Origin of the sequence: Actinoplanes sichuanensis (assembly GCF_033097365.1) — a bacterium.
GTDB lineage: Bacteria > Actinomycetota > Actinomycetes > Mycobacteriales > Micromonosporaceae > Actinoplanes > Actinoplanes sichuanensis.
In genome coordinates this window covers 5536323-5548258 of the sequence record NZ_AP028461.1, presented here as the reverse complement: position 1 = coordinate 5548258, position 11936 = coordinate 5536323, and the positions used below count along the sequence as shown (strand labels likewise).

Genomic DNA, 11936 nt, shown 5'->3' with positions numbered 1-11936 from the left:
GGGATCAACCTTTGAGTCCGGAGGTGGCGAAACCTTCGACCAGCAGCCGCTGGAACGCGGCGAAGAACAGCAGGATCGGCACGATGGCCAGCGCGGACAGCGCCAGCATCGGCCCGAACGCGTTGTAGTCGGTGGTGTCGATGAACAGGCGCAGCGCGAGGGGCAGCGTCAGGCGTTCCGGCGAGGACAGATAGATGAGCTGGGTGAAGAAGTCGTTCCAGGTCCAGATGAACGTGAAGATCGCGGTGGTGACCAGGGCCGGCCGGACCAGCGGCAGCATGATCGTGCCGAAGATCCGGATCGAGCCGCAGCCGTCCAGCCGGGCCGCCTCGTCCAGTTCCCGAGGAATGGTCCGCATGAACTGCACCATCAGGAAGATGAAGAACGCGTCGGTGGCCAGCAGTTTCGGCAGGATCAGCGGCCAGAACGTGTCGACCATCCCGAGCTTCTGGAACAGCGAGTACTGCGGAATGGTGATGATGTGCACCGGCAGCATGATGGTGGCGAGCGTGAACGCGAACAGCACCCCGCGCATGCGGAACCGCAGCCGGGCGAACGCGTAGGCGGCCAGCGAACAGCTCGCCACGTTGGCCAGGGCACACGCGCCGGCGACGATCGTCGAATTCACGAAGAACGTCCACGCCGGCACCCCGGCCAGGTCGTCACCGAGCGCCAGGTAATTGTCCAGGATGTATTCCCGGGGCAGCAGCGCGAGGCTCTGCACGATCTCCGAACCGGACTTGAACGACGCCAGGAACAGCCAGGCGATCGGATACAGCAGCGGGATCAACAACAGAATCACGGCGGCATGCCGGCCGGTCACCCGCAGCCGCCCGGTCACGACTCGTCCCCGGAATAGAAGACCCAACCCTTGGCGGTACGGAAGAGCAGCGCCGTGATCACGGCGATGACCACGAGCAGGAACCATGACATGGCCGACGCGTAACCCATCTTGAACTCGACGAAGCCCTTCTCGTACAGATAAAGGGTGTAGAAAAGGGTGGAGTCGCTCGGGCCGCCGGTGCCGTTACTGACCACATAGGCGCCGGTGAAGACCTGGAATGCGCGGATCGTGTCGAGCACCAGGTTGAAGAAGATGACGGGCGACAGCATCGGAATGGTGATCTTCAGGAACGACCGCCACGGCCCGGCCCCGTCGACCGCGGCCGCGTCGTAGTACTCCTGCGGAATCTGCTGCAGCCCGGCCAGGAAGATCACCATCGGCGCGCCGAACTGCCAGACCGCCAGCAGCACCAGGGCCAGCAGCGCCCGGTCGGGATGCCCGATCCAGTCGTGGAAGATCACCCGCCAGACCAGGGCCACGCTGACGCTCGCACCGAGCAGGGACGGCGCGTAGAACGCCGACCGGTAGAAGCCCTGGGCCCGACTCTTGCGGTGGATCAGCAGGGCGACCCCGAGGGCGGCCGCCAGCTGTACCGGCACCGAGATCAGCACGAACTTGGAGGTGGCCCAGACCGCGTTCCAGAAGTGCGGGTCGACCGTGAGCATCCGTACGTAGTTGTCCAGGCCGACCCAGCGCGGGGCGGTGAACAGGTCGTACTCGGTGAACGACAGGTACAGCAGCCACAGCATCGGGCCGAGCGTGAGCAGCAGCGCCCCGGCGACCCACGGCGTGAGGAAGAGGTAGGCGATCGACGGGCGTTCGCCGTACCTCCTCGCTGGTGTAGACGTTGACCTGGGTTTTTGGACAGGCCGGTCGAGCACGGTCGTCATGCGCCCAGGGCCTGCTGGATCTCACTCATCAGGCGCGGCGCCGCCGCCTCCGGAGTGGCCTTGCCGTGCATGACGTCGTCGTAGATCCGCTGGAACTGGGTCTTCACCACACCGGCGCCCTTCGGCGGCGGGGCCGGGGCGGGCAGCAGCTGCGGCGACACCTTGGCCTCGTAGTCGGCGACCATCTTCCACTCGTCGGTCAGCTTCGCCGACAGGGTCTCCCGGATCTTCAGGTTGGGCGGCAGGCCGCGGGCCATGCCGAGGATCGCGCCCGCCTCCGGGTCGTTGATGAAGAAGTCGGCGAACTTGAGGGCGACGTCCTTGTTCTTGGTGCGCTGGGCGACGCTGAGCATCATCGGCGGCTGGGTGAACTGGCCGATCCCGGTGCCCGCGGTGGGGAACTGGGTGAGCGCGAACTCGCTGCCGTACGTCTCCCACGAGGTCATGCCGACGGTGCTGTCCGGGCAGAACTCGGCGGTCGACTCCTTACGCGGGAACGGGGTGAGGGTGGTGTTCGCGGTGATCTCCGGCGGGGTGATCGCCTTCGCCTCGCGGAACTGCACACCCAGCTTCCACCACGCGACCACCTCGGCCTCGCCGTAGCCGAGCTTGCCGTCCGCGGTGTACAGGTCTTTGCCCTGCTGGCGTAGCCAGTCCCCGAACCAGTCCTCGATGCCGAACGGGTCGCTCAGCCCGCTCACCTTCGGGCCGAACTTCGCCGACACCTGCGCGGCCGCGGTTTTCAGGTCGTCCCAGGTCCAGCCCTCGGCGGGCAGTTTGGCCCCGGCCTCCTCCCAGCGCTTCGCGTCGTACTGCAGCACGTGGGTGGTCTGGCCCATCGGCAGGCCGTACGTCTTGTCGCCGATGTTGCCCGCCGGGAACAGCTTCTTCTCCAGGTCGGCGGTCTGCACCTCCTTACCGAGGTGCGGGGTGAGGTCGAGCAGGGTGTTGCGTTCGGCGTACTCGCGCAGGTAGCGGTCGCCCATCTGGAGCACGTCCGGGGCGTTGCCGCCGCTCATCTCGGTGGCGAGCTTCTGGAAGTACGGGTCGTAGGCGGCGTAGGTGGTCTTCACCTCGACACCCGGGTTCTTGCCGACGAACAGGTCGACGACCTGCTGGGTGAGCTTGGCCCGCTCCTCGCTGCCCCACCACGCGAACCGCAGCGTGGTCTTGCCGTCGCCGCCGCCGTCGCTGCTGCACGCGGTGGTGGTGAGCCCGGCGCCGGCCAGGGCGAGGCCGGTGCGCAGAAGGGTGCGCCTGCTGACCGTCATGGGAGTCCTCCCCGTGTAACGTTTCATATGCATGCGAGAAAAGACCCCCGGTTCGTCGGGGGTAGAGATCGAATTATCGAACTGCTTCGATTGAATGACGGCAGCTTTGCATGCGGATCAACAGCACGTCAACGCCCTGCTCGCATCGATAAGAAGCTTTATGATGGCGAGCGAGGGCGGGCTGCCGGTAACTTAGCGGAAACCTTGACAGGTTCCAAGTGATCGCTAACATCCGGTGGCCCGCCCGTCTCTCACCGGGCCACTATGCTCACCTCGGGGTAGCGGTTCGACGCCTTGTTCAGGAGGGGCTGCCGGCGGTGCCTCAGGTGCTCGTCGAACATCGCCCGCACGTACCGTCGGGTGATCTCGGTGGCCCGCACCCCGGGGGTCGTCGCGCCGATGTCGATGCCCAGCTGATCGGCGAAGATGCCCAGGTCGGTGAAGGACGCGTGGTCGGCCCCGGTGACCGCGATCCATCGCTTCCACCCGGTGAGGTTCGTGAAGTCCGCGGCCAGCCACTGGTCGTGCCCGTCCGGCAGGTGGTCGTCGCTGGTGAGCACCAGAGCCGGCCGGTTCACCCCGGTCACCGGGACCACCGGGTCGCCACCGGAGTTCGTGGTGCCGTCCACGTCGATCCCGGCGTCGATCCGCCGGTCCCGCACGAGTGCCGCCAGCGCGGAGGCGCCGCCCGCCGAGTGCCCGGCCACGCCGATCCGGCTCGGGTCGATCAGCCGGGCGCCCGGCCACTTCGGGTGCCGACCGGTCAGCTCGTCGAGGACGAACGACACGTCGGCCGCCCGGCTCTGGTAGAGCTTGCCGAAGAACTTCCGGTCGTTGTCGAACGCGCACGCCGCGCACCCGGTGATCCGGCCGTCCGGGAAGGTGATCGCGTACGTCTCGTAGGTGTGGTTGATCCCGGCCACCACGTATCCGTGGCTCGCCAGATCTTCGGCCAGGCCGGTCAGGGTGACGATCGGTTGGGTCCAGCCCGGCGACAGGACGATCAGCGGCAGGCTGTGGGCCCGGCCGGCCGGTTTCGCGCCGTCGATGGCGTAGGTGCCGACGGTGCTGAAGATCTCCGGTGGTACGCCGTCCAGATGTTTGCCCTCGATCAGCAGGCGGGACTCCTCGGCCGACAGATACTCGGTGCGGGTGCCCTGAGGGGTGTTCGTCGGGTACCAGAGGGTCACCATCAGCTCCCGGGCGGTCTGCTCGGGCACCCACGGGTCGGGGCGGGAGGTGTCCTTCAGGTAAAGCTCGGTGGCGCCGACCGGGAACCGGCCGGTCGGCGCCGACAGTTGCAGCGGCTCGGCGGCGAGCGCCGCGGTCCCGGTCGCGACCGGGGTGAGCAGGCCTGCGGCGAGGGCGCAGACCGCCAGGAAGGTTGTTTTCATGCCGCGATGCTAGGAACGGCGGAAGCCTCGAATCGTCTGCCCGCGGGCGGACATCCGGCGGGCCGCGTCAGACCGCGGTTCTACATCGGTCGATGGACTCTGCTCACGATCTCGTCCTCGGCCGGTGTGTCCTCGACGATGGCGTACGGAACGAGCCGGCCGGACTCGTCGAGGACCAGGCCGACCCGTTCCGGGGACGAGCTCAGGCGGCGGGCCATCCGCCGTCCTGCGCGACCCACTCGGTGACCAGGGCGAGCAGCTCCGGGGTGATTCGCGGGGCGGAGTTCGCGGTGATGCCCAGGGAGGCCGGGGTGCCACCGGTGCCGTACGCGTGCACCCCCACCGCGACCGGCTTGGTGACGTCGTCGTTCTCGTAGATCCACACCGGTGCGCCGCTCTGCCCGCCGAACGTGTCCACCTCGTAGAAGACCCGGCGCTCGCCGACCCGCAGGATCCGGTTGTGGCCGTGGAACTGCGCGGCCCCGTCACCCCGGTCGGCCGGATAACCGGACACGTTGACCAGGAAACCCTCCAGTTGCTCGGCGGTGCGCACCCCGACCGGGAACCAGCCGACGGTCGCGCCGAGCGGCTCGTCGAGGTGGATGCAGCCGATGTCGAAGTCCGGGTCCTCGGTGCTCTGCCAGCGGTCCACGGTGGAGAAGCCGGTGCTGGTCACCCGGCCGAACGGCTCCGACTCGGCGGGCGGGCCGAACCCGTTGCGGCCCGGGATGACGTCGATGGTGGACGCCCAACCGCCGAAGAAGAAGTCGCTGAACACACAGTGCCCGGCGGTCAGCACGGTTCGGGGGCCGACGAACCAGCCGGTGCCGATCGCGCCGGACCCGGTCGGTCCGCGCATCTGCAGCGAGCAGATCATCCGCCACGGGGTCAGGTCGGTGTCCAGGATCCGGACCCGCTCGTCGCGGCCGATCACCGACTCGAACGGTGGCAGGATCGGGCCGCTGCGGCCTTTCACGGTCAGGAAACGCACCGACCGGGACCGCTCATCGGTGGCCGTGCCGAGGGATCCGGGGGTGGACGCAGGGCGTACCGGAGCCGTGTCGATGCTTTCGAGCGGTGACCGTGGTTTGGTCACCGATTTGATTTCGGTCATCTTTCCGGGCACCTCCCCGGTCACTGCTGGAAGATCTGCAGAATCGGCTGGCGGGCCGCGACGCCGGCCAGATACTCGCCGATACCGTGATGATTCCAGCTGTCATTGACGACGGCGAGATCAGCACATCGGGCGGCCGGAGTGAATTCCGGGCGGATGGTGTGATCGAGCGCCACCAGGTCGCGGAAATCGGAGACGTTGCGCCATTGTGCGACGGGTGCCGGAACCTGCAGCGGGCGGACCACGAGATCCTGCACCTCGGTGACGCCGAGCGGTGATCCGGCGGTGACCAGCAGCGGCACGTTCAGCGTCTGGAAGGCCGGTTCGCGCAGTACGTCGTAGGCGATGATCGAGCCGAGGCTGTGGCCGACCACGACGACCGGGCCGTCCAGCCCGGCCAGCGTGTCGCGTAGGACCTGGCGCATGGCGTCGCCGCGGTTGTCGAAGAAGTATGCGTACACATCCTTGAAGGTCCGTTTCACCAGCTCCCGGAAGGCCGCCTGGCGCAGCGGCTTGGGCAGTGGGAGGGCCTCGAACGGGGATGAGACCGGGGGTGCGGCGTTCTCCCCGTCGACGATGGCGTCTCCGGTGTAGACCAGGTCGCGTAGCCAGGGTTCGAGTTGGCGGGCCTTGTCGCCGGCCTCGAGCAGCAGCTCGGCGGTGAACTCGTCGGGTGGTGGCGACTCGGGGACGAACGACTCCAGCGGCGACACCGGCAGCTGCTGGATCTCGTCGGCCTCGGCCATGCCGAGCGGGCTCGGATGCAGCACCGGTGCCCAGTAGGCCATCCGGGAGCGGGCGCCCATGTCGCGTCCGAACAACGCACGGTCCCATTCGCCGCGCAGCCGGTCGGAGGCGATCTTGTTACCGTTTCCGTGCACATATACGATCGTTGGCATATAGATCTCCTGCCCGAATCCGAAAATGATCTCGGGCGCGTTTTCTGCGCTCCGGGGGCGAAATGAGTATCCACTGCCGCCGGCCCGATCAGGCCATCGCTTCATGCTCCTTCTGCACGTTGTCGTCTTCCCGACAAGAAAAAGGCCGGGCGAATCGCCCGGCCTTTCGCTGATTCATTTTTTCTTCTTCCGATCCCGGTCCGACGCGATGTCCTCGGCGTAGGTGGCGCCGCCGTCGGACTCCTTGTGTAACGGCCGTGCTCCGCCCTCCGGTGGCCCGGCCAGCGACTGTTCGCCGGCCGCCAGATGCGGGAACTTCTGGTCGAAGGCGGGCCGTTCGGAACGGATCCGCGGCATCCGGTCGAAGTTGCGCAGCGGCGGTGGGCTGCTGGTCGCCCATTCGAGTGAGTTGCCGTGCCCCCACGGGTCGTCGGCGGTGGTGACCTTGCCCATCTTGTAGGACTTCCACACGTTGTAGACGAACGGCAGGGTCGCGGTGCCGAGGATGAAGGCGCCGATCGTGGAGAACGTGTTGAGGAACGTGAAGCCGTCGCTCTCCAGGTAGTCGACGTACCGCCGGGGCATGCCCTTGGTGCCGAGCCAGTGCTGCACCAGGAACGTGCCGTGGAAGCCGATCATGGTGAGCCAGAAGTGGATCTTCGCCAGGCGTTCGTCGAGCATCCGGCCGAACATCTTCGGGAACCAGAAGTAGATGCCGGCGAACACCGCGAACACGATCGTGCCGAAGAGTACGTAGTGGAAGTGGGCGATCACGAAGTACGAGTCGGAGACGTGGAAGTCGATCGGCGGGGCGGCCAGCAGCACCCCGGACAGGCCGCCGAACAGGAAGGTCACCATGAAGCCGATCGCCCACAGCATCGGTGACTCGAAACTGATCTGGCCGCGCCACATGGTGCCGATCCAGACGAAGAACTTCATGCCGGTCGGGACCGCGATCAGGAAGCTCAGGAAGCTGAAGAACGGCAGCAGCACCTGGCCGGTGGCGAACATGTGGTGCGCCCACACCGACATGGACAGCGCGCCGATCAGCAGGGTCGCGGCGACCAGGCCCTTGTAGCCGAAGACCGGCTTGCGGCTGAAGACCGGCACCACCTCGGTGATGATGCCGAAGAACGGCAGCGCGATGACGTACACCTCGGGGTGGCCGAAGAACCAGAAGAGGTGCTGCCACAGCATCGGGCCGCCGGTCTCGACGGCGAACACCTTGGCGTGCAGTACCCGGTCGGCGGCCAGGGCGAACAGGGCGGCCGCCAGGAACGGGAAGATCAGGATCACCAGGAGGCTGGTGACCAGCATGTTCCAGGTGAGGATCGGCATCCGGAACATGGTCATGCCGGGGGCCCGCAGGCACAGGATGGTGGTGATCAGGTTGACCGCGCCGAGGATCGATCCGAGACCACCGATCGCCAGGCCGACCACCCAGGCGTTACCGCCGATGCCGGGCGAGTGCAGGCTGTCGCTGAGCGGGGTGTACGCGAACCAGCCGAAGTCCGCAGCCCCGCCCGGCATGATGAACCCGCTCATCGCGGTCAGCGTGCCGAACAGGTACAGCCAGTAGGCGAACGCGTTGAGTCGCGGGAACGCCACGTCCGGTGCGCCGATCTGGATCGGGATCACGAAGTTGGCGAAGGCGAAGACGATCGGCGTGGCGAAGAACAGCAGCATGGCCGTGCCGTGCATGGTGAACAACTGGTTGAACTGCTCCGGGGACAGCATCTGCATGCCCGGTTTGGCGAGCTCGGCCCGCATCAGCAGGGCCATCAGACCGCCGACCATGTAGAACACGATCGACGTGATCATGTACATGATCCCGATCTGCTTCGCATCGGTGGTGCGCAGGATGCGGGCCAGCGCCGAACCCTTCACCTGTCGGCGAATCGGATGAGGCCGGATGGGCACCGGCCTCGGCGCGACGGTAGTCATGCAACAGCTCCTCGGCTACGGATGCGGATACTTCTGGCCTATACCCGTTATAGGCGTCTACCGCAGCAATCCGCTCCGAATCGGCGTAAGAGCCGCATTCAGTGCATGACTTCATGTATAGGGGTCGCTAGGCGGCCATCCCCACGCCCGGGTCCAGCAGTTCGTCGATGGCGGCGACCGTCATCGGCCGGGCGAACAGGAAACCCTGCGCCCGGCGGTAGCCCAGCTCGTACAGTCGGCGGGCCTGCTCCGGGGTCTCCACGCCCTCGGCCACCGTGCCCAGCTCCATCTTCTCGGCGATGTCGGCGATCGCCCCGGCGATGGCCTCCTGGTGGAGTGTCCCGTTGAGGCCGTCGACGAACGACTTGTCGACCTTGATCACGTCGACCGGGCAGGTGCGCAGCAGGCCCAGCGACGAGTGGCCGGTACCGAAGTCGTCCAGGGCGATGTGCACACCCAGCTCGGACAACGCCTGCACGGTGGCCAGTGCCCGGCCGCCGCCGAACACCGCGGTCTCGGTGATCTCGACGGTCAGTTGCTCGGCCGGCAGCCCGTGTCGGGCCAGGGTGGCCGCCACCCGCTCGGGCAGGCCCGGGTCCAGCAGTTGGCGCGCCGACACGTTGACGCCGACCGAGTCCAGGGCGTCCGCGCCGTACCGGCGCCGCCACTCGGCCGCCTGCGCGCAGACCGTGTCGATGATCCACTCGCCGAGCTCCAGGATCAGCCCGGTCTCCTCGGCCACCGGAACGAAGTCGGCCGGCGAGATGGTCCGGCCGTCCGCCCGAGTCCACCTGATCAGCGACTCGACCCCGGTGATCAGGCCGTGCGGCAGCGCCACGATCGGCTGGTAGAGCATGTGGAACTCGCCCGCGTGCAGCGCCCGCCGCAGGTCGGCGGCGATCGTCGCGCGCTGGTTGACGTGTCGTTCCAGGGAGGCGTCCCAGCGGACCACCCGGGCGTCGGTATGTGCACCGGCCTCGCGCAGCGCGATCTCGGCCCGCCGGTACATGTCGGGGCCGTCGGCGATCCCGATCGACACCTCGACCACCACCTCGTGCCCGGCCGCCGACAGCGGTTCGTCACCGGCGGCCACCAGCGGGTCCACGATCGTCGCGGTCTGCTCCGGGGCGCCCGGCAGCAGCAGGCCGAACTCGTCACCGCCGAGCCGGGCCACCACCGCGCGGTCACCGGCGAGCCGGGTCAGGCGGGCGGCGTACTCGGTGAGCAGCGCGTCACCGGCGGCCGGCCCGAGGCTGTCGTTGATCGCCCGGAAGTCCTTGAGGTCGATCAACGCCACGGTGTGCGGGCCCTCGGCCCCGGCCACCGCCGTGGTGAACGACCGGCGGCTGTACAGGCCGGTGAGTTCGTCGTGCATGGCCTGGTGGGCGACGGTCTCCAGCAGCGTGGCGTTCTCACCCAGGGCGAACGCCTGCCGGGTCACCACGAGCAGCAGCAGCAGCGTGGTGCCGGCCACCTGGATCGTGGTGAGGTGCCCGGTACGCAGGTAGACCGTGCCCACGAGCAGGCTGGTCAGTCCGGTCGCGATGAGCGGGATGGCGGCGCCGCGCCGGTACACGGCCGGGTGCGCGACCCGCGACGAGGTGGCACCGTGCCCGGCGTAGGCGCGCTGCTGGGCGTTTCCGGCCAGCGCGCCGAACAGCCCGACGAACGCCAGCACCGCGGCGCTGCCGTTGAGGTGGGGCCAGGGCCGGAACGCGGTCATCAGGATCACCGACAGCGGGCCGGCGATCCCGATCGGGGCCAGCCACCACAGTGCGGTGCGGGCAGCCGGGCTGCGGCTGGCTGACATGATCTTGACGACCACGGTCACCCCGGCCACACCGATCGCGACCATCGCCAGGTTCAGCCACCACGCCGAGGCGCGGCCGTCGAACTTGTCGACGGCCCAGCCCAGGTACTCCGAGGCGGCCACGCCCGCGGTCACGGCGACCACCGCCAGATCCAGCACGGCGGTGGTGAGTTGACGCCAGGTCCGGCCGCCGCCCGGGAGCCGGAGCAGCGCGATGATCGCGAGCAGCGTGCCGATCACGTAGCAGAGCAGGGTGCGTGAGCCGAGCGGCGGCATCCCGTTGAACGGGACGACGGCCACGTCGACGGTCTGGCTCGCCGCGCCGATGAAGACGGCGCCCATGGCGACCGCCACCCGCCGCCAGAACCGGTCGAGCGGGCTGCCGGACGGGGCCCCGCCGGCGGTCGCGATGAAAGCGCCCACCGCGATCGCGACGCCGCCGACCGCCGGGATCCACACCAGCAACCTGTGGAAGGCGACGTGCTGGCCGACCATGATCAGGATGACCTCGGTCACCGCGAGCAGCGTCGCGATCGGCACGAACCAGGAGCGCCAACGAGGAAGGGCCACGTCCGCCTCCCATTTCCGCTCGAGTTCCGCCGCAGATCGTGAATCGGCACGGCCGATTTTGATCTGAGAATTCCGGTACGGCGTGGGGCCGGGACGTACGACACAGTTCGTTTCGGATACAAGTTAGTTCGTGGACAACATTGATCGGCCGGGCCGGCGGCGGGAACCGGGGCCGCAGATCCGGGACGTGGCGGCCGCCGCCGGGGTCTCCTACCAGACCGTGTCGCGGGTGCTGAACAACTCGCCCCGGGTTCGGCCGGAGACCCGGCAGCTGGTGCTCGACGCCATGGAGCAGCTCAAATACCGGCCGAACCGGGCGGCCCAGACCCTCGGTTCGGGGCGGGCCAACGCGGTCACCGTGGTCACCGCCAACACCACGCTGTACGGCTACGCCGGCGTCCTGCAGGGTGTCGAGGAGGCGGGCCGGCAGCTCGGTCTGGCGGTCGGGGTGCGGGTGGTGGAGTCGGAGGCGCCCGGTGACGTGCGCCAGGCGGCCGACTACGTGAGCGATCCGAGTGCCGGCAGCGTGGTGGTGGTCGCCTTCGACCCGGCGGGCGCGGCGGTGGTGCGCGCGCTGCCGGAGGAGGTGCCGGTGGTGGCGGCGACCGAGGCGGGCGGGCTGTCCGGCGCGACCCGGGCGATGCTGTTCCTGGACGAGCGGCAGGCCGCCGCCGAGGCCACCCGGCATCTGCTGGAGCTGGGCCACCGCACCGTGCATCACGTGGCGATCCCGTCCGAGGCGCGGGCCAGTGCCCGGCAGAGCGGCTGGCGGGACGCACTGGAGGGGGCCGGCCGGGAGGTGCCGGAGGTGGTGGCCGCGGGCTGGGACGTGGCGTCGGCTCACGTGGCCGGGCGGGAGCTGGCCGCCGATCCGGCGGTCACCGCGATCCTGTGCGGCAACGACGACACCGCGCTCGCGGTGCGCCGGGCGCTCTACGAGGCGGGTCGGGACGTGCCGGGTGACGTGAGCATCATCGGGTTCGACGACGTGCCCGGTGCCGCCTTCTGGACACCGGCGCTGACCACCGTGCGGATGGATTTCCTGGGCCTCGGCCGGGCGTGCGTGCAGCAGCTGGTGGGGGAGCCGATCGTCGCGCCGCAGGTGCCGCACCTGGTGGTCCGGGAGTCGACCGCCGGACCGCGTTGACGAAACGGAGACCCCACACCTTGGTAACGAAACCGTAACGCGCTCTTCCGGTC

At 68.5% G+C, this 11936-nt stretch carries 10 protein-coding genes; 1 reads left to right on the top strand and 9 read right to left on the bottom strand.

Annotation, left to right across the window (positions count from 1 at the left end):
• Positions 1-4: 4 nt before the first annotated feature.
• The 9 genes from Q0Z83_RS25505 to Q0Z83_RS25465 all read right to left on the bottom strand — a co-directional run bounded on the left by Q0Z83_RS25505 (position 5) and on the right by Q0Z83_RS25465 (position 10736).
• On the bottom strand, positions 5-841 hold the full coding sequence (locus Q0Z83_RS25505) for a carbohydrate ABC transporter permease (RefSeq protein WP_317796519.1): 837 nt from the start codon (positions 839-841) through the stop codon (positions 5-7).
• A complete protein-coding gene (locus Q0Z83_RS25500; RefSeq protein WP_317796518.1) occupies positions 838-1734 on the bottom strand; it encodes a carbohydrate ABC transporter permease in 897 nt (298 codons plus the stop codon). The genes Q0Z83_RS25505 and Q0Z83_RS25500 overlap by 4 nt, the downstream gene beginning before the upstream one ends.
• The gene (locus Q0Z83_RS25495) at positions 1731-3005 is read right to left on the bottom strand and encodes an ABC transporter substrate-binding protein (RefSeq protein WP_317796517.1); all 1275 of its coding nucleotides are present in this window, start codon (positions 3003-3005) and stop codon (positions 1731-1733) included. Before Q0Z83_RS25495 ends, Q0Z83_RS25500 begins: the two co-directional genes overlap by 4 nt.
• 251 nt (positions 3006-3256) lie before the next feature.
• Positions 3257-4399: an alpha/beta hydrolase family protein gene (locus tag Q0Z83_RS25490; RefSeq protein WP_317796516.1), complete on the bottom strand. Its 1143-nt coding sequence runs from the start codon at positions 4397-4399 to the stop codon at positions 3257-3259.
• Between the two features lie 80 nt (positions 4400-4479).
• A complete protein-coding gene (locus Q0Z83_RS25485) occupies positions 4480-4617 on the bottom strand; it encodes a hypothetical protein (protein ID WP_317796515.1) in 138 nt (45 codons plus the stop codon).
• Entirely contained in the window at positions 4602-5513 is a 912-nt protein-coding gene (locus tag Q0Z83_RS25480; protein ID WP_317796514.1) for a trypsin-like serine peptidase, read from the bottom strand. Before Q0Z83_RS25480 ends, Q0Z83_RS25485 begins: the two co-directional genes overlap by 16 nt.
• A 20-nt stretch (positions 5514-5533) precedes the next feature.
• On the bottom strand, positions 5534-6412 hold the full coding sequence (locus tag Q0Z83_RS25475) for an alpha/beta hydrolase family protein (RefSeq protein ID WP_317796513.1): 879 nt from the start codon (positions 6410-6412) through the stop codon (positions 5534-5536).
• A 174-nt stretch (positions 6413-6586) separates the two neighbouring features.
• Positions 6587-8356, bottom strand: a complete 1770-nt coding sequence (ctaD, locus tag Q0Z83_RS25470; RefSeq protein ID WP_317796512.1) for an aa3-type cytochrome oxidase subunit I — start codon at positions 8354-8356, stop codon at positions 6587-6589.
• A gap of 127 nt (positions 8357-8483) precedes the next feature.
• Entirely contained in the window at positions 8484-10736 is a 2253-nt protein-coding gene (locus tag Q0Z83_RS25465; RefSeq protein ID WP_317796511.1) for a putative bifunctional diguanylate cyclase/phosphodiesterase, read from the bottom strand.
• A 130-nt stretch (positions 10737-10866) separates the two neighbouring features.
• Here Q0Z83_RS25465 and Q0Z83_RS25460 point away from each other — a divergent pair, with 130 nt between their 5' ends.
• A complete protein-coding gene (locus Q0Z83_RS25460) occupies positions 10867-11883 on the top strand; it encodes a LacI family DNA-binding transcriptional regulator (protein WP_317796510.1) in 1017 nt (338 codons plus the stop codon).
• Positions 11884-11936 lie beyond the last annotated feature (53 nt).

Excerpts from the sequence above, each read along its gene's own strand:
- Q0Z83_RS25500 (WP_317796518.1), bottom strand. The coding sequence starts at position 1,734 with ATGACGACCGTGCTCGACCGGCCTGTCCAAAAACCCAGGTCAACGTCT.
- Q0Z83_RS25495 (WP_317796517.1), bottom strand. The coding sequence starts at position 3,005 with ATGACGGTCAGCAGGCGCACCCTTCTGCGCACCGGCCTCGCCCTGGCC.
- Q0Z83_RS25490 (WP_317796516.1), bottom strand. The coding sequence starts at position 4,399 with ATGAAAACAACCTTCCTGGCGGTCTGCGCCCTCGCCGCAGGCCTGCTC.
- Q0Z83_RS25485 (WP_317796515.1), bottom strand. The coding sequence starts at position 4,617 with ATGGCCCGCCGCCTGAGCTCGTCCCCGGAACGGGTCGGCCTGGTCCTC.
- Q0Z83_RS25480 (WP_317796514.1), bottom strand. The coding sequence starts at position 5,513 with ATGACCGAAATCAAATCGGTGACCAAACCACGGTCACCGCTCGAAAGC.
- Q0Z83_RS25475 (WP_317796513.1), bottom strand. The coding sequence starts at position 6,412 with ATGCCAACGATCGTATATGTGCACGGAAACGGTAACAAGATCGCCTCC.
- ctaD (WP_317796512.1), bottom strand. The coding sequence starts at position 8,356 with ATGACTACCGTCGCGCCGAGGCCGGTGCCCATCCGGCCTCATCCGATT.